Origin of the sequence: Microcystis sp. M20BS1 (genome assembly GCF_020245305.1) — a bacterium.
Lineage (GTDB): Bacteria > Cyanobacteriota > Cyanobacteriia > Cyanobacteriales > Microcystaceae > Microcystis > Microcystis ichthyoblabe_A.
In genome coordinates this window covers 1-22,186 of sequence record NZ_JADBUZ010000145.1, presented here as the reverse complement: position 1 = coordinate 22,186, position 22,186 = coordinate 1, and the positions used below count along the sequence as shown (strand labels likewise).

The following is a 22,186-nucleotide window of genomic DNA, read 5'->3' as shown; positions in this document are numbered from 1 at the left end:
AGCATGAAAACTGACACGATTTTTTATCAACTCTTTCAATCATTCCCCTCTATCTTCTTTGAATTAATTCAACTCCCTATCAGCGAAGCCAATAACTACCGCTTTGACTCAGTGGAAGTCAAACAACTTTCTTTTCGTCTTGATGGAGTCTTTCTGCCTCAAAATAATCACCCCCAGACTCCTATCTACTTTTGTGAGGTACAATTTCAAGAGGATGAGGCTTTTTATCAGCGCTTTTTCACCGAAATATTCTTATATCTCAGTAAAACTGACTTAACCAATGATTGGCGGGGTGTGATTGTCTATCCTAACCCTCAAGTAGAAACCGATAAAGTTCAACGCTATCGGGAACTCCTCAACTCCGAGCGAGTCAGACGGATTTATCTGAATGAACTAGAAAACATTCCTCAAACTTCGATTGGTTTAGCTACAGTGCAATTAATCACCCTATCTAAAGCAAAAGCGATTGATAGCACCCGAAAATTAATCCAAAGAGTGCGGGAAGAATTAACCCCCGACCAAAAACCCCAAGAACTCTTACAATTAATAGAGACGATTCTCGTTTATAAGTTACCGCTTCTCAATCGTCGGGAGATAGAAACTATGTTTAGTTTAGATGAATTAAAACAAACTCAGTATTTTCAAGATGTGCGCGAAGAAGCGCGTCAGGAAGGTCGTCAGGAAGGCATTGAGGAAGGTCGTCAGGAAGGTCGTCAGGAAGGTCGCGAGGAAGGCAGACTAAACAAAGCATTAGAGGCGGTCCCCCGTTTGTTAGCCTTAGGGTTAAGTGTTGAGCAAGTCGCATCCGCCTTAGAATTAGAAGTTAAACAGGTTAGAGCTATACAAAAAGGGAGATAATCTTCTTCTGTCCTCATGTCTAGGAGGTCCTGTTAATCCTATCGTCGGGAGATAGAAACTATGTTTAGTTTAGATGAATTAAAACAAACTCAGTATTTTCAAGATGTGCGCGAGGAAGCGCGTCAGGAAGGTCGTCAGGAAGGCAGACTAAACAAAGCACTAGAGGCGGTCCCTCGTTTGTTAGCTTTAGGGTTAAGCGTTGAGCAAGTCGCATCCGCGTTAGAGTTAGAGGTTGAACAGGTTAGAGCTATACAAAAAGGGACATAAAAAAAGCGATCGCCTTGTAAAATAAGAGCATGAAAACTGACACGATTTTTTATCAACTCTTTCAATCATTCCCCTCTATCTTCTTTGAATTAATTCAACTCCCTGGTTTAAGTATTCTCAATGTTAGTAAAATCCAATAATCCCAGTAATGCTAGTATATTCGAGTAATACCCACAAATTTCGATAATGTAATTGTAATAACTGATCACTGATCACTGATCAGCCATTCCGATGCCCTTTCACCCAGATCTAGGGGCAGACTAACCGCTTTACCGAGACGGGGACGCTCGCGGGTTTCGCGGATAAAAGCTTGAAATTGACTAACACCACCCCATTCGTGGAGATAATTGGCGATCGCATTGAGATGTTCCAGATATTCAGACTCGGAGAGGGGAAAAGAAGCTTGTTCAAGATATTTCCACATTACCTGGACATGAACCTTATCTTTGATGCGTCGTAGCTGGATATCGTAGGAACGACCCCATTTTTCTAGTAATAATTGCTGTAAGTCCACACCCGTCATGGTTAATATCGCTTCTCAGATGTCAGTCAGTCAATTAATTCTAACTTACTTTTAGCTGCCGCCCCTAGGTTAGTCCACCGCGCTTCGATTCAGACCAATTCCCATAAAAAAGTTTTTTTCGGTACGGCGAGTATGTAAAATGGAATGTTGATCTTTCTTGGCCTAAACAGCATTTCATGATTTCGAGTAACGACTTTCGGAGTGGTACGACCATCCAGATCGATGGCTCTGTCTGGCGGGTGGTGGAATTCCTGCACGTTAAACCGGGTAAGGGATCGGCCTTCGTGCGAACCAAGTTAAAAAATGTCCAGACGGGCAACGTGGTAGAACGGACGTTCCGGGCCGGGGAAACCTTGCCCTCAGCCACGATCGAAAAGCGCACCATGCAGCACACCTACAAAGAAGGCGATCAGTTTGTCTTCATGGACATGGAGACTTTTGAGGAAGCAACTCTCACCCCAGCACAAATGGGCGATCGAGCCAAGTATCTGAAGGAAGGGATGGAAGTCAATATTCTCTTTTGGAATGAGCAAGTATTAGAGGTAGAATTGCCCACCTCGGTAATCTTGGAAATCACCGATACAGATCCGGGAGTCAAGGGAGATACGGCCACCGGTGGCACCAAACCGGCGATCGTAGAAACGGGAGCGCAGGTGATGGTTCCCCTGTTTATTTCCATCGGTGAAAGGATTAAAGTGGACACCAGGGATGGTTCCTATCTGGGACGGGAATAATTGTGATCAGAAGCCCAGAAATGAGGCCTTAGGGACGGATTTAGGACTAAAGCCAGTTTTCTCTAGCCTGTTTCCCAAAACTTAGCCGCTAGATGGGAAAAATCGACGGTTTGGTGGGTGCTAATTTGGATTTGTTGCTTTTTATTTGCGGGGGGATTTCAGAGCGGTGACTATTGATTACAACGAAATTCGAGAACTGATCAAAACATTGGCAGCCACGGATATCAGTGAATTTAGCCTAAAAAGTGCAGATTTGGAGCTAAATATCCGCAAAGGAACCGTTAATACCGTCCTTGGTTCTCTCCCCGCTCCCTTGCCGGTGGTGACAGCCCCGGTTGCCCCTCCAGTGGTAGCCGCCGGTACCACCCCGGCCCCGGAAACCCCCACCCCCGAACCCGTGGCCGCCGCTATTGATAAAAAATGGCTGGCGATTACCTCTCCCATGGTCGGCACTTTTTATCGCGCTCCCGCTCCCGATGAACCGTCTTTCGTGGAAAAAAACGATCGGATCCGTGTCGGACAAACGGTCTGTATCATCGAAGCGATGAAGTTGATGAACGAAATCGAAGCGGAAGTAGCTGGGCAAATCGTCGAAATCGCCGTCGCTAACGGTGAACCAGTGGAATTTGGCCAGACGTTAATGTGGGTTAATCCCGAATAGATAGAATGAAAGCTATCCTCATGACCGCCGTGGATGTGCTGCAACTTCAGCAAGTCCCCACCCCGAAAATTAGTCAACCGCATCAGGTTTTAGTAGCATTAAAAGCCGCTGGTGTCAACCCTATTGATACAAAAATTCGTAAACGCGGCACTTTTTACCCCGAGCAAATGCCAGCCATTTTGGGCTGTGACGGGGCGGGAATTGTCGAGGCCGTTGGGTCGGCGGTGCAGGATTTTCGCCCCGGGGATGAAGTGTACTTTTGTAGCGGCGGACTGGGCAGGACCGGCACGGGAAATTATGCCGAATATGCCCTAATCGAGGCGGATTATCTAGCCCACAAGCCGAAATCTCTTTCTTTTGCCGAGGCGGCCGCTGTACCTTTGGTTTTAATCACCGCTTGGGAAGCACTCTACGATCGCGCTCGTCTGCAATCGGGACAAAGCGTCCTGATCCATGGCGGGGCCGGGGGTGTTGGTCATGTTGCGATTCAATTGGCGAAACTGAGGGGGGCTAAAGTTTATACAACGGTGGGAAATAGCGATAAAGAGCGTTTAGTGCGGCAATTAGGGGCAGATTACCCGATTTTATACAAACAAACCGATTTTGTCGCGGCGATACTTGAAGAAACCGCAGGGAAAGGGGTAGATGTCGCTTTTGATACGGTGGGAGGGGCAACTTTTGGGCAAACTTGCCGAGCGGTGCGCGTGTACGGCGATATGGTGACGATTTTGGAACCTACGGGCAGCTGGAAAGAAGCCCGCGATCGCAATTTGCGGATTAGTTTAGAATTAATGTTAACCCCGGCTTTGATGGGACTGCCAGAAGCGCAAAAATATCAAACAGAAATTCTCAGGCAAGGGGCGCGTTTAATTGATGAGAAAAAGTTAACTATTCATCTCTCCCAAACCTTTCCTTTAGCGGCAGCTAGCAGCGCCCATCAATTGCTAGAAACTGGTGCGGTGACGGGGAAAATTGCCCTAATTATCGACTAGAAATCTGCTTGTTACTACTGGTGAGCAGCAGAAGTTGTTAAAGCAGGGAGAGGGCAAACCACCGCTACACTTTTGCCAATCGGTCAACCTGATTACGTTAAAATCAAAAGCAGGATACTGTGTATGACGGAAAAACTCGATGAACTCAGTGATTAAAGCGGTACAAACTGCCTATTATGGGGATGCAGCCTATCGGACACCACCACCGGACTTAGAATCTCTCCTGCTCAAAGAGAGAATTGTCTATCTGGGGTTGCCCTTATTTTCCTCCGATGATGTCAAGCGCAATATCGGGGTGGACGTGACGGAATTAATTATCGCTCAACTGCTCTACCTGCAATTTGACGATCCCGAAAAACCGATTTTCTTCTATATCAACTCTACCGGCACATCCTGGTACACGGGGGACGCGATCGGCTACGAAACCGAAGCTTTCGCCATCTGTGACACCCTCAACTACATTAAACCTCCCGTTCATACTATCTGTATCGGACAGGCCATGGGAACTGCCGCGATGATTCTTTCCGCAGGAACCAAGGGTTTTCGCGCCTCCTTACCCCACGCTACCATCGTTCTCAACCAAAACCGCACTGGGGCGCAAGGACAAGCCACCGATATCCAGATTCGCGCCAAAGAAGTAATCGCCAACAAACAGACGATGTTGGAAATTTTCTCGAAAAATACGGGTCAAACCACCGAAAAACTGGCGAAAGATATGGATCGCACCTTCTATCTCACCCCACAACAGGCGAAAGACTACGGATTAATCGATCGCGTTCTCGAAAGTCGCAAGGAACTACCGAAACCCCTCGCCCAAGTTAGTTAAGATTTATTACAAATTAGCAGGAGTTGTTACCAATTATGCCTATCGGTGTGCCAAAAGTTCCCTACCGTCTGCCGGGTAGCCAATACGAACAGTGGATTAGCATTTACAGCCGTCTTTCGGTGGAACGCATTCTTTTTTTGGGGCAGGAAGTCACCGACGGGTTAGCCAATGCCCTTGTGGCCCAAATGCTTTATCTCGACTCGGAAGACCCCACTAAACCTATCTATCTCTATATCAACTCGCCGGGGGGTTCCGTTACCGCCGGTATGGCCATCTACGACACCATGCAGTACATCAAAGCGGAAGTGGTGACTATCTGTGTGGGATTAGCGGCCTCTATGGGGGCATTTTTACTGGCTTCCGGTAGTCCGGGTAAGCGTCTCGCCCTTCCCCATGCGCGGATTATGATTCACCAACCCATGGGCGGAACCGGGCGCCGGCAAGCGACGGATATCGACATTGAAGCTAAGGAAATCCTGCGTATTCGCCAGCAATTAAACGAAATTATGGCTAATCGCACGGGACAAACCATCGAACGCATCGAAAAAGACACGGACCGCGATTATTTCCTCTCCGCCGAGGAAGCTGTCGCCTACGGTTTAATTGATAAGGTGGTGGAGGGAAGACCGGCTTAAGTCAGCCAGAGGTTAGAACAGGCGAGAAACCTGTTCTAACTGCCATTGGACAAACTTCCTTAGATGGTAGGTTGGTTGATCGGATAATCCCATAAGAGGATATCTGTTGGGTATGGAATTTTTAGCAACTTTAGAAACAGGCTTGATCTCTGCGGTGGCAATCATCAAGTTTTGCCTAGAAAGTATTTCGATCGCTTGTGTGGTAATCGGACTAATTAAAACTCTACAATTAGCTTGGCAGTCTCATCGTCACCGTCGCAGTCTTCCCCCTTTTTCCTTCAATCAAATTCGCATTCGTTTCGGTACTTGGCTATCTTTAGCCCTAGAGTTTCAGTTAGGTGGAGACATCGTGGCTACTACCGTCACACCTACTATAGAAGCCTTGGCAAAACTCGCCCTCATCGCTATTATCCGAACTTTCCTCAACTATTTCCTCAGCCAAGAATTGGAAACGGAATTGTCCATGGAAAAAGAGCGATCGCAACTAGCAGCCCAGGACAATCTCAGGGATTTTTAATGCCAAAAAAAGGTGAGTTGACAATCACCTGACCTAACCCCTGATAAGCTGTTGACTATTGAGGGTATGCTAAAAAAGTTTTTCAGCAAGCTCTAGATAGTCAACAGCTTATTACTTTCGATCGCCCACTGGCTCAATTCCGTGCGATTATGAAGACCGGTTTTATGAAGCATATTCGACACATGACTTTCGATTGTCCGTTGACTAACATTGAGTTTTGCGGCGATTTCCCGATTAGCCAGACCCTGGGCGACCAATTGTACTACTTTTAACTCCGTTGGGGTTAATTCCACATTACCCGGAACCTGAACAGGGGTGACATCCGGGGAATGGATGCGGGTGCTGCGTTTCGGCAACTGGCCCGCTTGTTTGAGGGAAGACTCCACCAGGGCCACTAATTCTTCCGGTTCAAAGGGTTTGACCATATAAAAATCGGCCCCGGCGGTTAAACCTGTCACCTTGTCCTGACTTTGCCCCTCAGGGGAGAGAAAGATCACGGGAATGCCACTAAAACGACTGTCCCGACGAATTTTTTCGAGGAAAGCATGACCGTCCATTTCTGGCATGATCAGATCACAGATAATCATATCGGGGATTTCTGCTGCTTTGGCAGTATTTGCCCCGCGTTCGAGGATTTCTAGGGCTTCGGGACCGTTTTCTGCGGTTGTCACCCTATAACCACGAAACTCTAGATAATCCTTCACCAAAAGTATTAAATTCGGGTCATCGTCGATTAATAAAAGTTGTTTATTGTCTTTGTTGGTCTCTTTCATCGCTATTTTCTGGGCTACAGGGTTGGGGGAATGGAGACGGACAAAGGATCGACAGGCACTCATGCAACAGGTAGTTAGGGTTTCCTGAATAAATCTAAAAACCTTATCCAACAAGGTTTTTAGACTTTTTTTCTCTCAAAAAGTGCCGACCATTGGAGTGATTGGGGGGAAAATTCTGAGACTTTTTCCCTAAAAATTAGGTAATTGACTCCCTCAAAATCGGTAAAACCCTACACCCCACACCCCACACCCCACACCCTGCCCCCACGAAAAACTTTTTGCCGCAAACCCTAATTAATTGTGTTTCAGCTAGTTTTAACGCTGTTTTCCTCTATTGTTTCGGGTTCTTCTTCTGGACAGTTCAGGGAAATTGCCGGTAAATCGTGGCGAAGGAAAGCATATTCGGTGACGATTTGATTACCGATTAGGTGTTCTTGGATAATTCTTTCGATCGCTTCCTTGTTGACCCTTCCATACCAGACTCCTTCCGGGTACACTAATAAAATCGGGCCTTGGCTGCAAACCCGCAAACAGTTGGCTTTAGTGCGAAAAATACAGCCCGGACGGTCGGTGCTAGGGCGATCGAGTTGTAATTCACTTAACCGCTTCTTTAAATAATCCCACACTTCTAACCCTTCTTCCTTGTCACAACATTTTGGCTTAGTCTGATCGCAGCAGAGAAATAGATGACGCTGGATCTGGGCCAGTCCTAACTTAGCCACATTTTCCCCCAAGATATCTCTGGTGTCTGTTTTTTCCATAAATTTTTTTTATCAATTAAACTCTTGACATTGAACAGAAAATGTGCATGGCCGACTAAAATTTCGGTTTGAGGATGTAACGATAGATGAGATAAACGATAGCGGCAAGGATTAAAGCACTTAAAACTGCGCTAACTAGCCGTAAAATCGCCGTTAAAATCGAAAAAGTCACAAAAACCCCCGCCACTGCCACGACTACCTGTGCTGGTGTGGACAGGCTGCCGTACCAAGTTTTCACTTTTTCGAGGGTGGCAGCGAAACTAACCGGGGTAGCAACGGAGGGAAAATCGTCGGTTTCGATTTCCACTTCCACTTCCTCTGGGGTATATTTAGTATCGAACGGTTCGGGAGACTGCATAAACACTCAAGCTACTTAACACTTCATCCCTATTCTATCGATGATTGGGGTTGACAGGGGTTGGGGCGAAATTAATGTAACAATGAGTTTATCAATAGCTAGACGACTGGAATCTATGAGCCTATCGACTCCCACCGTTACCGCCATCAATTATTCTGATGCTACCATCACTAGGGCCCAACGCGCCCTCTGTTGTTCTCCTTTCCGTGTCACCCTATTCGCCGCTATGCTGGAGCAAAGTGTATCACTTTTGATCATTCCGGGTGCTGGGGGTTTAGAGAAAGGTTATACTTCCAGACTGCTGACGGAAGCAGCAGTGGAAAGCTATCTTCTCTGGTTGATTAAAGTGGGAATTTTGCGACGCGAAGTAGATGGACAGGGGATAACCGATAGTTTTCGTCTCACTCCTTTGGGGAGGAAATTAATAGAAAAATGGCAACCCCAAGGGGACTTTTTCCCTCAACCCACTTTCTGGCAAAGATTTTTAAATACTCTGCAACGTTGGTTTTCTTTTTAATGCTGTTGGGAGTCAGTTATCAGTTATCAGTTATCAGTTATCAGATGTGAGTTTTCAGTTATTAGCCTCTTGCATGAGTGCCTGTCCTTATAAGTAGCATATACTCAACGGATTTAGTATCAACTGATTACTGTTTACCGATTACTGTTCACTGAAAATGCTCAATTAAAAAAACTAGATGAAAGCAATTATGGTAGTGGGGACAACATCCCACGCGGGTAAATCTTTTTTAACTGCGGCTTTATGTCGTTTATTCAACCGAAAAGGTTGGCAGGTAACACCCTTTAAAGGTCAGAATATGGCTCTTAATGCCTATGTTACCGCCGGAGGGGAAGAAATGGGTCACGCCCAGGCGGTGCAAGCATGGGCTGCGGGGACAGTTCCCCGGGTAGAAATGAACCCAATTTTATTAAAACCCCAGGGAAATATGACCTCTCAGGTGATTATTAAAGGTAAGGCTGTTGGTGTCACCACGGCAGCGGATTATTATCAGAATTATTTTGATCAAGGTTGGCAAGCAATTAAAGAATCTTTAGCCAAATTATCGGCAGAATTTGATCTAGTTGTCTGTGAAGGTGCGGGAAGTCCGGCGGAAATAAATCTCAAACATCGGGATTTAACTAATATGCGGGTGGCTAAATATCTCGATGCCGCTACTATTTTAGTGGTGGATATTGATCGCGGGGGGGCTTTTGCTCACGTCGTCGGTACGTTAGAATTATTAGAACCGGAGGAAAGAGCTTTAATTAAAGGTATTGTGATCAATAAATTTCGCGGACAAAAATCTCTCTTAGATTCGGGGATTACTTGGCTAGAAGATTATACAAAAATTCCCGTGTTGGGAGTTCTTCCCTATAGTGATATCTTTTTAAGTGCCGAGGATTCTCTCAGTTTACTCGATCGCCCCGCCCAAAAACCCAAAGCTGAACTAAATATCAGTGTCATTCGTCTGCCTCATATCGCTAATTTTACTGATTTTGACCCTCTCTGTGGCGAAGCAACGGTCAATGTACGTTATCTAGAATTACAGGAATCTTTAGGTGATCCCGATGGGGTAATTATCCCCGGTTCTAAAACCACTGTCACTGATTTAATTGCTCTTAATCAAAGTGGTATGGCTAATCAATTACAAGCCTATCACCAAAAGGGAGGTATTATCTTTGGCATCTGTGGTGGTTTGCAAATGTTAGGGCGATTAATCCTGGATCCTGACCATCGAGAAGGTCCCGATAGTGAGGCAGCTGGCTTAAATTTACTGCCCTTAAAAACGGTAATTACTGCCGAAAAAATTACCCGTCAACGCCAAGTTTTATCTAATTTTCCCCAAGGGGGTTTACCAGTAACAGGATACGAAATTCACCAAGGAATAAGCGCATGGGAAAGTGAATCAGGTTATCAAAAAATGTTCGAGGAAGATGCTAGTCTAGGAATTGTCAGTGATTCTCTCTCAATTTGGGGTTGTTATTTACATGGTATCTTTGATAATGGTTCTTGGCGAAGAACTTGGCTAAATCATCTGCGTCAGCGTCGCGGTTTATTATCTTTGCCTACGGGAATTGCTAACTATAGTGAACAAAGAGAAATAACCCTAGATAATATGGCTAATTTATTGGAAGAACATTTAAATCTTAAACCTATTTTTGCTCATTTGTAAGGAGAAATTATGACTATTTCAGTGCGTTTTTTACCCGATGATATCATCATAGAAGCGGAAACGGGAGAACTATTATTAGATGTGGCCAAAAAAGCAGGAATTGACATTCCTACTGGCTGTTTAATGGGTTCCTGTCACGCCTGTGAAGTAGAATTAGATGATGGTACTCAAATTTGTAGTTGTATTACTGGTATCCCCGGCGATCGAGATTCTTTAACCGTTCATTTATACTCCGATCCGCTCTGGTAGTTGCTCCCTTAGATCTAGTCAAACTTGGGAACAATCCAAGCCGCTATAATAGCCAATAAAACAACAATTTCTAAGACTTTATATAAGTTAAGAGATTGTAGCCACTGCAAAGTATTAGCTAGACGCAAACCTAACCCCCATTGACGTAATTGAGATAACCATAATTTCGGGCTATCTTGTTCACGAAAACGCCATTTAAGGATAGACAATAACAGGGGAACTCCTCCCACTTTAGCAGTCATGAGCAGGTGCAGCACCAGACCTACTACCATAATTAACCAACTGAGCAAATGGGCATAATACCAAAAGTGATTTAATTCCCCTTCTGGTAGCCATTTGGAATCCATCATCCGACCACTATACAAGGCAAAAGTTAGGGCAAAAAGAGTCAAAGTATTGACTAAACGATGGAGACTATACCACCAAATCGGCTTACCAAATTGGGTTAATTTGTTAAGAGAATCACTTTGAATTAATCTTTTGTTGCCGCGACGAAAAGCATAGATAGCAAAAACGGGAAAGATAATCAGAGTATAGAGGCCAAAAGTACCATGAATACTTTCAATTTCTTGATATTCTGGTAGGGGCAGTTTCAACCAACGACCGTCAAAAGTATCATAGGTCCAATAGGCCGTAACCATGGCGGCAATGAGGACAATTCCCGTGAATCCGTGCAGAATTCGCAGTAAAAGAGGTTGATAAGGTTGATTAGTTTTCATAAACTCGATCGATACAATAGGGTATATAAACTTGGCCAGATACTATGTTAACTAATCCTTGGCTCGTCGCTGTTCTTCTCAATACCATCCTCCTCGGAATCGCTGCAATTGCCCCAAAAAAGCTCTTAACTCGGATGGGTTATCTCCATGCTTGGGTTTTAGGGGTAATTGTCTGGGGAAGCTTGGGATGGCGCGGTTATCTGATTGTTTTATTCTATTTCCTCGTCGGTTCTACTGTCACCCGCATCGGTTTAGCGCGCAAGGAAGCGGAGGGAATCGCCGAAAAAAGAGCGGGGGTACGCGGTCCAGAAAATGTCTGGGGTTCCGCTTTAGCAGGGGCAATTTGCGCTATCCTCAGTCTTTTTGCCGCTTCTCCCTGGGATTACCTGTTAATACTCGCTTATGTGGCTAGTTTTAGCACTAAATTAGCCGATACTACTGCCAGTGAGGTGGGCAAAGCTTACGGTAAAACTACTTATCTAATCACTAATTTTAAATCCGTCCCCCGGGGAACAGAAGGTGCTGTTAGTTTGGAAGGAACGCTCGCCGGTTTGCTGGCAGCCACGGCGATTTCCCTGTTAGCATGGACTATCGGTGCGATCGATCTTCTTGGTGTGTTATGGTGTGTAATTGCAGCCTTTATCGCCACCAATATCGAAAGTCTCATCGGAGCTACCCTACAAACCCGCTTTCTGTGGTTAACTAATGAATTAGTCAATGTGATCAATACGGTTATCGGTGCGATCGTGGCTATAATGTTAAGCTTGCTCTGGTCTTTCCGCTAAAGTTAAGTGACTAAAAAAATTTTTCAGAGAATATCTATGCTAAAGTGGCGTTTTTGTGCATTGTCCCTGCTGTTACTGCTAATTACTGCCTGTGGGACGGAAAATCAACCTAATTCTAGTTCTAACACTGCAAATAGTCCCAGTGCTGACCGCTTGCAAACGGTGAAAAATCGCGGTAAGTTAATTTGTGGCATTAACGGAGAAGTGCCGGGGTTTAGCTTTGTTAATGAAAAAGGCGAATATTCGGGCTTAGATGTGCAAATTTGTCGAGCTATCGCGGCGGCTCTCTTTGATGATCCCGCCAAAGTCGAATATCGTAAACTTAGTCCCCAAGAGAGATTTACTGCTGTACAGACGGGAGAAGTGGACATTCTCAGTCGCAACACCACCTGGACGATTAACCGGGATACCGCTCTGGGGATGGAGTTTATCACCCCGGTTTTCTATGATGGTCAAGGAATTATGGCCACGAAAGCCAGTAATATTAAGAAATTAGAAGATTTGAGCGGAAAGTCCCTTTGTGTGCTATCGGGAACCACCACGGAACAAAATCTGGCCGATGCCATGGCAAAAGCGGGAGTGCAAGGTTATAAACCGATCGTTTCCGATGATGTGGAGGCTTTATATACAGCTTATCAGGCGGGGCGCTGTCAGGCCGTCACCTCCGATCGCTCCCAATTGGTGGCCCGGCGCTCGGTTTTTCCCCGACCGCAGGATCATCAATTATTAGAAGTGGTAATATCGAAGGAACCCTTGGCCCCGGCCGTGGCCGATGGTGATCCCGCTTGGTCGAATGCCGTCCGCTCGATCGTTTTTAGTTTAATTCAAGGGGAAGAATTCGGGATTAACTCCCAAAATATTGCCACTTTTGCCGATAGTAAAGACCCCAGTATTCGGCGCTTTTTGGGTATTGATGAGAAATTAGGCGAAGATATGGGTTTACCCAATGATTTTGCCCAAAGAGTCTTAAAACAGGTGGGTAATTACGGTGAAATTTATGATCGTGAAATCGGTAAACCCCTGCAACTCGATCGAGGTTTAAATAATCTTTGGACAAAGGGCGGTTTATTGTATTCTCCTCCTTTTCGTTAATTTTAAGATTGTGTTTTCTGGCGGGGAATATAGACCCCTATGGCTGCTGGAATAACCCGAAATATGGCGGGAGTAGTGCTAGTAATTTCGCCATCGGTGTTGATACTATGGGGTTTACGAGTCTCAATTTGAATTTCTTTACCGTTAAGAGTTCTCACCCAAGATAATAAACCCTGTTGTCCTCGCGGTAATGTCCACAAAAGCGGGAAAATTTGCCACCAGTGTTCAATTTCTAGGCTATATAAATCTAACCTTTGATCGTCGATTTGGGCATCGTAAGCGATCGGCATTCCTCCCCCATAATAACGACCATTTCCGATCGCTATTTGTAGGGTTTTAACTTTGATATTTTCTCCATCAATACCGATCATAGCGGTAAAAGGACGGGTTTTACTTAATACCTGTAGGGCTGTCCAAGCATAGGCCAAAATTCCCAAACGTCGCTTTAAACCCTTGCTCAGTTTCTGGGTAATTTTCACACTTAATCCTAAACTAGCCACGTTGAAAAAGTATTTATTATTTACCCAACCTAGATCGATATATTTTAAATTACCTTCGGCAATAATTCGACAGGCTTCGGCAATAGAATTCGGTATCCCTAAAGTCCGGGCCAAATCATTAGCGGTTCCCAAAGGTATAATACCTAGGGGCAGTTGAGTTTCTACCAACATATCCGCCATAGCATTAAGAGTCCCATCGCCACCACCGACAATAACTAAATCAATACTAGAGCGATATTTTTCCAGCAAAAAAGGTATATCTTCTACCTTTTTCAAAGGGACGCTGATAATTTCAAAATCCCAATGATTGAGCAGATCAACAGTTTGAGCAAAGTTTTCTTTACCCTTGCGCGAGTGACGATTGATTAGTAGTAAAGCTCTTTTAGTCATAGGTAAGTTTCTCAGTAGCATCAATATCTGAAGATAAACCAAGTTGGATAAGGCTTTTAGACTTTTTTCTCCTCAAAAAGTGTGGCTCTCTTATTCTTTGTGTGATCTCGCGTAGCGAGCGCGTTGCGACCAGTTTAACTTACTATAGAAGCGATCAATCTTTGTGTCCTCTGTGTTTCTGTGGTTCCTTCCACTCGCTCGCCAGCAGGACTGTATCTTAGAATACATTTTACCCACCAAACCTAAGAGAGCCAATGGAGGCGGCTCTAAATACTGGGACAAGAAATATAATGGTACTGGAAACACGTCGGTAAATTATGCTCCTCTCAGTGGAGGAGTTGGATATCTAACTGATGGCATAATTCCTACACAAAACTGGAATGATGTAGAAGTTGCAGACGGTACAGGACCTTATGTTGGTTAGGAAAACCGGAATCCTGTCATTACTTTTAACTTTGCTGGCACAGTAAATATAAACGCAGTTACTGTATATGTGGATGACGCAAATGGTTTTGGTGCTGTTTCCGTACCGCAAAGTATATTATTAAGTATGGGTGGCTCTGATTATAATTCGGGATCTCTTACTGATCCTCCTACTGCAGCGCCAACATCCTATACTTTTTCAGGATTAAATTTTAGTGGTAGTTCCCTACAACTTACTCTAAATCGGCGCACTGCCTGGGTCTTTGCCAGCGAAGTTACTTTTGATGGCGAACTTTTGGGTGTCCAACCAGTTCCCGAACCCACCTCAACCCTCAGCCTCCTCGCTCTCGGCACTCTCGGTGCAGCTTCAACCCTGAAACGCAAACTAAAACCCTCCCAATCCACCGAAAAAGAAACCACAAAAGTGGGCTAAATTGTTTCTAAAATACCATAAATTCCCCTTTATTCAGTCAATTGAGTAGGGGCATTTATATCATATTTTTATGTTATCTTGAGGGTATTTATACCGCTTTGCGGAAGGCAAAAGTCTTATACCACAAGCTTTTCATGTTCCTAATTTTTACAATCCAAATCAATCATTAATGCTACCAGTATAAAATAATTAAAAAATAAGTCCACATCCCTATAACTTTGACAACTTTACTCTTCTGGAATAAACTGATAAACCAAACGATGCTGACAGAACAAATTAAACCTTTAGCCAAGCAAAAATATCCACTGCTGATATTGACCAACGTTCTAAACCTTTAATCACTGCTAAAGGCTCATTATTTCCTTCAGTTGCAATATGTACTTTCGGTAATCCTGTTTGAAAAACGGTGACTGACTTTGCTGAAGGATCAATCAACCAACCTAATTCTGTTCCTTGTTGTAAACAGAAAATAATCTTTTCCATCCCTAAGGTAACAGATTGTTCAGGAGACATAATTTCAATAATCCAATCGGGATAACGTAAAAATTGATCGGCCATTTCTTCATCTAGATCTCTTGGCAAATTCTCCCAACGAATCACCGCAATATCTGGCACAATTGAACGTTCTGCAAAAGTACAACGCAATTCAGGTAGAGCATAAGCTAATTTTTGAGGTCTAGTCTGTTGATTAATGGCAGAGGCTAACTCAAATTGTAAGATGCTGTGTTTTCCTTTGGGCATAGGTTTTTGAGTGACAATTCCATGATAATATTCCCTAGCAGGCTTAGTTTCTGGAAGGGCAAGAAATACTTCGAGGGAAAGAGCTTGTTTATCTTCTATTGTGGCAAACATTAATTGATTTCTCCGCTCTTGAGTTGTTTTCTATTATAAGCTCCTGACTCCTTACTCTCAGGACAATTTTTGATTTTTGCCATAAGTCCAATCTAAAAATACGGGTTTTTCTTTAAGCTCTAGCACGAAAAATTTGATTAGCCGTGAGGTTTAACTCTGGAAAAACCCCTGAAATAAGACGTTGATCCTGTTTAAATAAATTACCTTGATATTCTCCATCGATTAATTGATAGATAGAAATGGTGGGTTCTTTGGGGCTGCCGATATATCGGGCCGAACCTTTGGCTAAATAATCGATAATCCAATATTCGGCAATTCCTAATTGTTCGTAGTCGTCGAATTTTTTCAGATAATCATCTCGCCAATTGGAACTGACAATTTCGATAATTAATTTAGCTGATGTTGCCAAAGAAATTGAGGAAGCGGTTTCCCAATAGGGATCATTAACTAGATTTTCTCTGTCTAAGACAATAATATCGGGTAGATAACCTGTATGGGGGCGAAGGGGTTTTACTGCCGCAGTATTGGGGATAAAATAGGGTAATTGCTGCCGATTTATCTCTAAGAATAGGGTTCCAGAAACAAATCCGCCAATTTCTTCGTGTTTTCCGATCGGTCGCATCATAGCCAATAATTTTCCTGCGATTAATTCGTATTGTTGTCCATCATCGGGATATTGATTAATATAGTCATCAAAAGTCAACAATTGGGGGATAGTTTGGGTTGTGGTCATGGCAGTTAGGGTAAATAAGAGAGATGATTTTTCTAGATTCTAACTCGATTAACGACGTTGCCACCAAGTCAATCCAGCTAGGGTAAATCCTACTAAAGGCATTACTACCATCGCTATCCAAAAAATAGCGTTAGCTTGCAGGGGATTTAAATTGATTCTTCTATTTTCTGGTTCCTTAGCTCGGATAGATAAGGTGGCTGTTTCACCACTGGCTAACCACTGCACAGAATTTAAAAATATATCTCCGTTTAACTGTTGTTCAAACAGTCCATCGCTGGCAAAGCTGGCATTACCAATCACGATTAATTTACCTTTTTTTCCAGTCAGAGCAACTCCTAGATCAAAGGGGCCAGCTAAATCTTTTTCAGGGTTAAACTGGAGATTCTGATCATTTAAATCACTCTCAGCCCACATTTTATCATTAGTAATCATTAAAGATACGGCTTCAATTCCTTCGATGGGAACGGTAGCGATGGGACGAGCAAAGGGAAAGATAGAAATACCGTTAGCAAAATCCCGGGTAATGGGATGATTACCGTAATTGGTAATAATGGGACTAGCCGGACCTAAACCGATGATTTCCCCAGCACCGGAAGCATCAATAATAATCCGATTATCTAGTTTCACACCCCAAGGGGTTAATAAGGGTTCTAATCCGGTTTCGGTTTGAGGGTCAATCATTAATAAAATTTTGCCCCCTTGCTCAAGATAGTTTTTTAACGCGGTGACTTCCTGGGGAAATATTTTTCTTTTGGGACTGGCAATAATAATGACATCGGCATTATTGGGAATGGTGGAACGTTCCACTAGATTAAGTGGTTTTACTTGATAACCTTTTGCTTCTAAACTATTGACTGCTTGCACTAATCCACCTTGAGGCTCTTTGATGGCATTTTCTCCATGACCTTGCAGAAAGTAAGCGGTTAAAGTGCGATCGGTTTTAGCGGTTTCGATGGCGTTACTCAGTTTCGCTTCCGTGAGACTTTCCTCTTCACTAATAGTTTTCAGAGGCTGTTTTTTGTCACCATACTGTAGATAGACTCTGGACAAATTATCATCGGCTAGTTTTTTGAATTCCTGAGCGATATTGGGTTTTTTCTCCGGGTTAACTATCTCGTACTGAAATTGGGGATTTTTGCGTTGATAATTGGCTAAAAGTTCCTGTTCGTTGCCACTGATTCCCCGGGTTGAAAAAATCCAGACTTTGATTGGTTTTGACAGATTGGTTAATAGTCTTTCGGTTTGGGGGGATAAACTAAAGATTTGGTTTTCGGTTAAATCAACTCGATAGGGATAACGGAGGGCGAGAAAGTTAATTAAACCGATAACACCGAGGAAAATAATAGTAGTAATGAGGGTTTGAGTGCCAGTGCGGGTACTTCTTTTTTGCCAAAAGTCTTTGGAAGTGATTACTAATAACAACAGCCACCCTAGAAACAGAATAGCCCCGGCAATTAATAACCCCAGAGAGAGGGATGACCATTGACCGGAGATTAACCCCACGGTTAAGCCGGCACTAGCCAGAAAGAGGGCGGGTATATAGAGAAATTTACCGTATTTTTGCCAGGATCTCATAGTTAGTTTCTTTGATAACGGTCCGCTTCGATCGCTTGAGTAGTTAGGAAGATTCCCAGCAGAATATAACTGAGGAGGATGACTAAACTACTACTGTCAAAAATTCCCCGCACGAAATTGTTAAAGGGTTGATACCAAGATAGATGGGAGAGCAATTCTTTCAAGAAAAATCCGATCTGTTCTCCCACTTCTCCTCCAATGCGATCTCGAAAGAAGGTTTCGGCATTGTTAGCAATTACATCCAGTATCCAGATAAATAAGATGGTGATAAAGGTGATGATGTAAGCAAGAATAGAACTATTGGTGAGGGAAGATATAAACATCCCGATGGCTAGGATGGCCGCTGCCAGTAAAATTAATCCTAGATGAGCCATTAAAACACTGGCTATATTCACCGGGGGAACTGCGCTACTAAAAACTACTATTTCGTAAATCCAGAGGGGGGTAATCATCACGGTAAAAAAGGCCAGCACTCCCAATAATTTACCGATGGCTATACTCCAATTAGTCAGGGGGGAAGTGGCTAAAAGTTCTAGGGTTCCCTGTTTTTTTTCCTCTGCGTATAATCCCATAGACAGGGCTGGCAAAATTACCAACAATAAAGAGGATAAAATAATGCCGATGAAAGTGGTCAGAAATTCAGATACCGTATCTCTGGCTACTAGAAATCCCGATTGTTCCTGAATACCAATATCGAGAATAATGCCGTAGAGAAGGGAGTTAAAGAAAAATCCCGCTACTAACCAAAATATACCCATAATGATATAGGCATTGGCGGCGGTAAAATAGCTTTGAAATTCCTTGCGAAAAATCGCCCAGATATTATTGATCATGCCTCTCCTCTTGGTGATTACTTTCCCCGCTGCCGATTACTTCCAGAAATATATCTTCTAGGGTTTTACGCGTGCGACGCATTTCTAATAGGTTATAACCATTGTTGACAACTATTCTAGCAAGTTCTGCCCCTAGGTTTGTCCCCGCTTGACCAACAATTTTGAGCAGGTTATCGCCGACTTTTGCTGCTTGTTCGACTTGGGGTATTTGTTGCAGGATTTCTAGCAGGGAATCCCTATCACCTTCGATCTCAATTTCATAACTGGAACCGGCAGGGGTAGCGGTAGTAATATTATTGGCCACGATGCGACCCCGATTAATAATTGTCGCTCGATCGCAGGTAATACTCACTTCTGGTAAAATATGAGTGGAGAGAATAATTGTATGTTCTCCCGCTAAACTTTTAATCAGATTTCTTACCTCGATAATCTGTTTCGGATCCAATCCTACTGTCGGTTCATCTAAAATAATTACCGGTGGATCGTGTACAATCGCTTGGGCAATTCCCACACGCTGTTTATAACCCTTGGATAACTTGCGGATAATAACTTTTCTTTTTTCTAGTAACTGACATTTGCCTAAAACTAAATCTACCCGCGCTTTTCTATCCCCCGATGAGATGCCTTTAATCCGTGCCACAAAATCAAGAAAACTTTCCACGGTCATCTCTGGATACAAGGGGGGATTTTCAGGAAGATAACCAATGCGACGACGCACTTCTAAGGATTGTTGATGCACATCGTATCCTGCTATCCTTGCTGTTCCTGTCGTGGCAGGAATATACCCAGATAAAATCCTCATAGTTGTGGTTTTTCCCGCTCCATTCGGTCCCAAGAAACCGAGTATTTCTCCTTTTTCTACGGTAAAATCCACGTCACTTATTGCCGTGGTAGAACCATAAATTTTACTCAGATGTTCGACTTCAATCATAAGCTTTATCAGTTATCAGTTATCAGTTATCAGTTATCAGTTATCAGATGTGAGTTTTCAGTCAATAGTGTTAAGTGACAAGTTCGGAGCTTTCTTTTAACTGATTACTGCTCACTGATAACTGATTTTTCCCAGACTATGATCGCGATTAATTTCTACCACTATATCCGCTTGTTTGAGCAGGGGGGGCAGAAATAATTGCGGATGTAAACTTTTCCAAAAATACTTGACAAATTCCTCGATTTCTGATGGGGTCATACCTCCTTTTGTTTCGGCCGCCTGTCGCCATTGTAAACTGTAACGGTAGTCAAGGGGATAAAGAATCAGTAAGCGATCGATTTTTGACCAGAGGGGTAGATATTCTCGCAATCTTTGATTATTATCCCTGGCGAATTGTCGGTCTTCCTCGCTATTAATCGGATCAGGGGCATGATCAAAGACTGTTTCTTCTACTGGATTCATGCCCACAAACCAACCCTCGAAAAAAAGAACATCAACTCGTTCCACTTGTTCCGCTGCAATTCTATCTCCTTGTCCTCGATGCAGGGACTTGTCAAACCGCGGGATTAAAATCGGACTTTCTTGCTGACAAACCTGTTCTAAAACTTTAATTCCTAATGCTATATCATGAGTACCCGGTGGACCACGCCAGCGCAATCTTTCATCCTTTTGACGCAATTTTATTCGCTCATTATAGGTCTTATAAATATCATCTAAAGAGAGATTATTTACTTTTAAATCAAAATAGGCTAAAATAATCGACATTATGGATGTTAAGGTGGTCTTTCCCGTGCCTTGGGGAGCCAAAATGCCTTGAATCAACGGTTTTGCGTGGCTGCGTAGCTCTAGCGCCCAGGGAATCCACAAGCGCCAACAGCTGATCAAAATCTGATTTGGCTGATTTATCCCTAACTCCTGACATTTTTGCCAGACTCGCGGCCAGAGAATCGTTAATAGTTCCGCCCTTTCCTGTAGGATGAGAGGGTTAGTCTGCTGAAAATTTAAGGATTCGATCGCTAGTAATTCTTCTAGATCCGCCTCAGTTAAGGGATTTTTGTCGATTAATCCCTGTAAAATCGTCAAAATCTTCATAGCTGTTATCAGAATTAGCAAAAAACTGTCCCTGTTATTCAGGAGTAATTATCTAGGGTTAGCCACCCATACTAGGAGATTAATCCCGCTCAAGATTTTTTTGAGAGTGTTTTTTAGGGTTATTTGCCCAAAAATGAAGGGTTTGCAGGCAGGCACGGATTCCCATTATGTATGTAAGTATATGTCAAGTTCCGTTTTTGGTCAAGGGGTTTGGTCAAAAATCTCTAGCTTTGTCTCCAGTTTCTCAATCGGTTAGACTAAGAATTATTAACATTACTTAACAAAACACCAGATGAATACAGATGCTCTGACGATAAAGCAAAATTGGCAATGGCAAGGAAATTCGATACACTATGTGCAAGCGGGTACTAGAGTCGCAGGAAAACCCCCTTTACTATTAGTCCACGGTTTTGGCGCTTCCACCGACCATTGGCGAAAAAATGTGCAAGGTTTAGCCTCAGAATGGGAAGTATGGGCGATCGATCTGTTAGGATTTGGTAGATCAGCTAAACCGGATCTTGTCTATAGTGGCAATCTTTGGCAGCAACAATTAAACGATTTTATCAAGGAAGTTGTGGGGCAACCGACGGTTTTAGCGGGTAATTCTCTGGGGGGTTACGCTTCTCTCTGTGTGGCTGCTAATCACTCTGAGAATGTTCGGGGATTAATTCTCCTCAATAGCGCAGGTCCCTTTAGCGATACAGAAAACAATCGTCAGCCTAATTTAGCACAAAAATTACTGCGATCAGTCTTGCTGCAACCCTGGGCTAGTTATCTCTTATTTCTCTATACCCGTCAACCCAAAACTATCCGTAAAACCCTAGAGAAAGTATATCTCGATCGCAGTGCCATTACCGAGCAGTTAATAGAAGATATCCGTCGTCCTTCCCTGGATGCGGGAGCAGCCAAAGTTTTTGCTTCTGTGTTTAAATCTCCCCGGGGGGAAAATGTGGATATTCTCCTGCAAAAGTTAAGTTGTCCCCTGTTGATGTTATGGGGTGAGGGGGACCCTTGGATGAATACTAGGGAACGCGGGGCCAAATTCCGTCAATACTATCCTTCTCTCACAGAATATTATCTAACTGCCGGTCATTGTCCCCACGATGAAATTCCCACAGAGGTTAACCAGTTGATTAGTGATTGGATGAAAAGCTTATAGAACCGATTTGGTATCTTTTATAATGTAGATGCTAGGCTGAAAAGGTGAAGCGAAAACCTTGTCCATTATTAGGTTGCAGGGAAGAGAGTCTGTAGCCTATTTAACGGCAATAAGTACCTAAGCAAAATTAATTACACATATCTAACCACCTCTTGCCTCTTGCCTTTCTTCACTAGGAAATTTATTTTGCACGACTACTTACTGGCTCTTCGTTACTTGTTATGGTTCGATAGGGGGGCATAAATTGACTAAATCCTTCTCTGGCAAGAGACTTAATTGATGAGTTCGCTCTAGATAAAAAACAATTGACAAAAATCGCCAAATGCCTTTCTAAATAAGGTTTT

General features: G+C 43.5%; 26 protein-coding genes and 2 pseudogenes. 16 read left to right on the top strand and 12 right to left on the bottom strand.

What is annotated here, in order from left to right; genetic code table 11:
• The first annotated feature begins 3 nt into the window (after window positions 1-3).
• The 3 genes and pseudogenes from IM507_RS14815 (at window position 4) to IM507_RS14805 (ending at window position 1,265) form a co-directional block, all read left to right on the top strand.
• Window positions 4-858 carry an Rpn family recombination-promoting nuclease/putative transposase gene (locus tag IM507_RS14815; protein ID WP_287637264.1) on the top strand — a complete coding sequence of 285 codons (855 nt, stop codon included), beginning with the start codon at window positions 4-6 and terminating at the stop codon, window positions 856-858.
• Between the two features lie 42 nt (window positions 859-900).
• A pseudogene (locus tag IM507_RS14810) lies at window positions 901-1,125 on the top strand (Rpn family recombination-promoting nuclease/putative transposase); the annotation flags it as partial.
• A 29-nt stretch (window positions 1,126-1,154) separates the two neighbouring features.
• Window positions 1,155-1,265: an Rpn family recombination-promoting nuclease/putative transposase gene (locus IM507_RS14805; protein WP_223210947.1), complete on the top strand. Its 111-nt coding sequence runs from the start codon at window positions 1,155-1,157 to the stop codon at window positions 1,263-1,265.
• Between the two features lie 65 nt (window positions 1,266-1,330).
• Here IM507_RS14805 and IM507_RS14800 read toward each other — a convergent pair whose 3' ends face one another.
• A complete protein-coding gene (locus tag IM507_RS14800) occupies window positions 1,331-1,648 on the bottom strand; it encodes a DUF3067 family protein (protein ID WP_002732720.1) in 318 nt (105 codons plus the stop codon).
• A gap of 176 nt (window positions 1,649-1,824) precedes the next feature.
• On the opposite strand from IM507_RS14800, the gene efp reads away from it, so the two are divergent.
• From efp to IM507_RS14770, 6 genes are all read left to right on the top strand, one after another.
• Window positions 1,825-2,382, top strand: a complete 558-nt coding sequence (efp, locus tag IM507_RS14795) for an elongation factor P (RefSeq protein WP_002732990.1) — start codon at window positions 1,825-1,827, stop codon at window positions 2,380-2,382.
• A 166-nt stretch (window positions 2,383-2,548) separates the two neighbouring features.
• Window positions 2,549-3,043, top strand: coding sequence for an acetyl-CoA carboxylase biotin carboxyl carrier protein (gene accB / locus IM507_RS14790; protein ID WP_002733878.1), 495 nt, complete (start codon window positions 2,549-2,551; stop codon window positions 3,041-3,043).
• A gap of 5 nt (window positions 3,044-3,048) precedes the next feature.
• Window positions 3,049-4,035, top strand: a complete 987-nt coding sequence (locus IM507_RS14785; RefSeq protein ID WP_002731833.1) for a zinc-dependent alcohol dehydrogenase family protein — start codon at window positions 3,049-3,051, stop codon at window positions 4,033-4,035.
• A 139-nt stretch (window positions 4,036-4,174) separates the two neighbouring features.
• Window positions 4,175-4,861, top strand: a complete 687-nt coding sequence (locus tag IM507_RS14780; protein WP_002733425.1) for an ATP-dependent Clp protease proteolytic subunit — start codon at window positions 4,175-4,177, stop codon at window positions 4,859-4,861.
• Between the two features lie 35 nt (window positions 4,862-4,896).
• Complete coding sequence (locus IM507_RS14775) at window positions 4,897-5,496, top strand: ATP-dependent Clp protease proteolytic subunit (protein ID WP_002734165.1); 600 nt, start codon at window positions 4,897-4,899, stop codon at window positions 5,494-5,496.
• Between the two features lie 112 nt (window positions 5,497-5,608).
• Window positions 5,609-6,013, top strand: a complete 405-nt coding sequence (locus IM507_RS14770) for a DUF1622 domain-containing protein (protein WP_002734216.1) — start codon at window positions 5,609-5,611, stop codon at window positions 6,011-6,013.
• A gap of 92 nt (window positions 6,014-6,105) precedes the next feature.
• On the opposite strand, the gene IM507_RS14765 is transcribed toward IM507_RS14770, so the two are convergent.
• The 3 genes from IM507_RS14765 to IM507_RS14755 form a co-directional block, all read right to left on the bottom strand.
• Window positions 6,106-6,786, bottom strand: a complete 681-nt coding sequence (locus tag IM507_RS14765; protein WP_069475536.1) for a response regulator transcription factor — start codon at window positions 6,784-6,786, stop codon at window positions 6,106-6,108.
• Between the two features lie 305 nt (window positions 6,787-7,091).
• Window positions 7,092-7,547 carry a (2Fe-2S) ferredoxin domain-containing protein gene (locus IM507_RS14760; RefSeq protein WP_123231305.1) on the bottom strand — a complete coding sequence of 152 codons (456 nt, stop codon included), beginning with the start codon at window positions 7,545-7,547 and terminating at the stop codon, window positions 7,092-7,094.
• A 55-nt stretch (window positions 7,548-7,602) separates the two neighbouring features.
• A complete protein-coding gene (locus IM507_RS14755) occupies window positions 7,603-7,905 on the bottom strand; it encodes a hypothetical protein (RefSeq protein ID WP_123231304.1) in 303 nt (100 codons plus the stop codon).
• A gap of 115 nt (window positions 7,906-8,020) precedes the next feature.
• On the opposite strand from IM507_RS14755, the gene IM507_RS14750 reads away from it, so the two are divergent.
• From IM507_RS14750 to IM507_RS14740, 3 genes are all read left to right on the top strand, one after another.
• On the top strand, window positions 8,021-8,422 hold the full coding sequence (locus IM507_RS14750; protein WP_184891231.1) for an Npun_F0494 family protein: 402 nt from the start codon (window positions 8,021-8,023) through the stop codon (window positions 8,420-8,422).
• 178 nt (window positions 8,423-8,600) lie between these two features.
• Window positions 8,601-10,076 carry a cobyric acid synthase CobQ gene (gene cobQ, locus IM507_RS14745; RefSeq protein WP_287637262.1) on the top strand — a complete coding sequence of 492 codons (1,476 nt, stop codon included), beginning with the start codon at window positions 8,601-8,603 and terminating at the stop codon, window positions 10,074-10,076.
• A 9-nt stretch (window positions 10,077-10,085) separates the two neighbouring features.
• Window positions 10,086-10,325 carry a 2Fe-2S iron-sulfur cluster-binding protein gene (locus IM507_RS14740; RefSeq protein ID WP_002732958.1) on the top strand — a complete coding sequence of 80 codons (240 nt, stop codon included), beginning with the start codon at window positions 10,086-10,088 and terminating at the stop codon, window positions 10,323-10,325.
• 14 nt (window positions 10,326-10,339) lie between these two features.
• On the opposite strand, the gene IM507_RS14735 is transcribed toward IM507_RS14740, so the two are convergent.
• Window positions 10,340-11,044: a cytochrome b/b6 domain-containing protein gene (locus IM507_RS14735; RefSeq protein ID WP_287637261.1), complete on the bottom strand. Its 705-nt coding sequence runs from the start codon at window positions 11,042-11,044 to the stop codon at window positions 10,340-10,342.
• Window positions 11,045-11,088: 44 nt separating this feature from the next.
• On the opposite strand from IM507_RS14735, the gene IM507_RS14730 reads away from it, so the two are divergent.
• Together IM507_RS14730 and IM507_RS14725 are read left to right on the top strand one after the other, a co-directional pair.
• Entirely contained in the window at window positions 11,089-11,829 is a 741-nt protein-coding gene (locus IM507_RS14730) for a TIGR00297 family protein (protein WP_002731915.1), read from the top strand.
• 36 nt (window positions 11,830-11,865) lie between these two features.
• Window positions 11,866-12,921 carry an amino acid ABC transporter substrate-binding protein gene (locus IM507_RS14725; protein WP_016514918.1) on the top strand — a complete coding sequence of 352 codons (1,056 nt, stop codon included), beginning with the start codon at window positions 11,866-11,868 and terminating at the stop codon, window positions 12,919-12,921.
• A 2-nt stretch (window positions 12,922-12,923) separates the two neighbouring features.
• Here the strand turns inward: IM507_RS14725 and IM507_RS14720 are convergent, their stop codons facing one another.
• Window positions 12,924-13,811: a lipid kinase gene (locus tag IM507_RS14720; RefSeq protein ID WP_287637260.1), complete on the bottom strand. Its 888-nt coding sequence runs from the start codon at window positions 13,809-13,811 to the stop codon at window positions 12,924-12,926.
• 214 nt (window positions 13,812-14,025) lie between these two features.
• On the opposite strand from IM507_RS14720, the pseudogene IM507_RS23560 reads away from it, so the two are divergent.
• Window positions 14,026-14,667: pseudogene (locus tag IM507_RS23560) on the top strand (PEP-CTERM sorting domain-containing protein).
• Between the two features lie 276 nt (window positions 14,668-14,943).
• Here IM507_RS23560 and IM507_RS14710 read toward each other — a convergent pair.
• From IM507_RS14710 to IM507_RS14685, 6 genes are all read right to left on the bottom strand, one after another.
• Window positions 14,944-15,519 carry a Uma2 family endonuclease gene (locus tag IM507_RS14710; RefSeq protein ID WP_002775202.1) on the bottom strand — a complete coding sequence of 192 codons (576 nt, stop codon included), beginning with the start codon at window positions 15,517-15,519 and terminating at the stop codon, window positions 14,944-14,946.
• A gap of 112 nt (window positions 15,520-15,631) precedes the next feature.
• On the bottom strand, window positions 15,632-16,252 hold the full coding sequence (locus IM507_RS14705) for a Uma2 family endonuclease (RefSeq protein WP_002734167.1): 621 nt from the start codon (window positions 16,250-16,252) through the stop codon (window positions 15,632-15,634).
• Window positions 16,253-16,300: 48 nt separating this feature from the next.
• Window positions 16,301-17,827 carry a GldG family protein gene (locus tag IM507_RS14700; protein ID WP_069475543.1) on the bottom strand — a complete coding sequence of 509 codons (1,527 nt, stop codon included), beginning with the start codon at window positions 17,825-17,827 and terminating at the stop codon, window positions 16,301-16,303.
• A gap of 2 nt (window positions 17,828-17,829) precedes the next feature.
• Entirely contained in the window at window positions 17,830-18,660 is an 831-nt protein-coding gene (locus tag IM507_RS14695) for an ABC transporter permease (protein WP_002733321.1), read from the bottom strand.
• The gene (locus IM507_RS14690; protein ID WP_002753827.1) at window positions 18,650-19,591 is read right to left on the bottom strand and encodes an ABC transporter ATP-binding protein; all 942 of its coding nucleotides are present in this window, start codon (window positions 19,589-19,591) and stop codon (window positions 18,650-18,652) included. Before IM507_RS14690 ends, IM507_RS14695 begins: the two co-directional genes overlap by 11 nt.
• 111 nt (window positions 19,592-19,702) lie before the next feature.
• Window positions 19,703-20,683 (bottom strand): ABC transporter ATP-binding protein, encoded by a 981-nt coding sequence (locus IM507_RS14685; RefSeq protein ID WP_069475544.1) that lies wholly within the window; start codon window positions 20,681-20,683, stop codon window positions 19,703-19,705.
• Window positions 20,684-20,975: 292 nt separating this feature from the next.
• Between IM507_RS14685 and IM507_RS14680 the strand changes: the two genes are divergently transcribed.
• Window positions 20,976-21,842 carry an alpha/beta fold hydrolase gene (locus tag IM507_RS14680; protein WP_069475545.1) on the top strand — a complete coding sequence of 289 codons (867 nt, stop codon included), beginning with the start codon at window positions 20,976-20,978 and terminating at the stop codon, window positions 21,840-21,842.
• The last annotated feature ends 344 nt before the right edge of the window (window positions 21,843-22,186 follow it).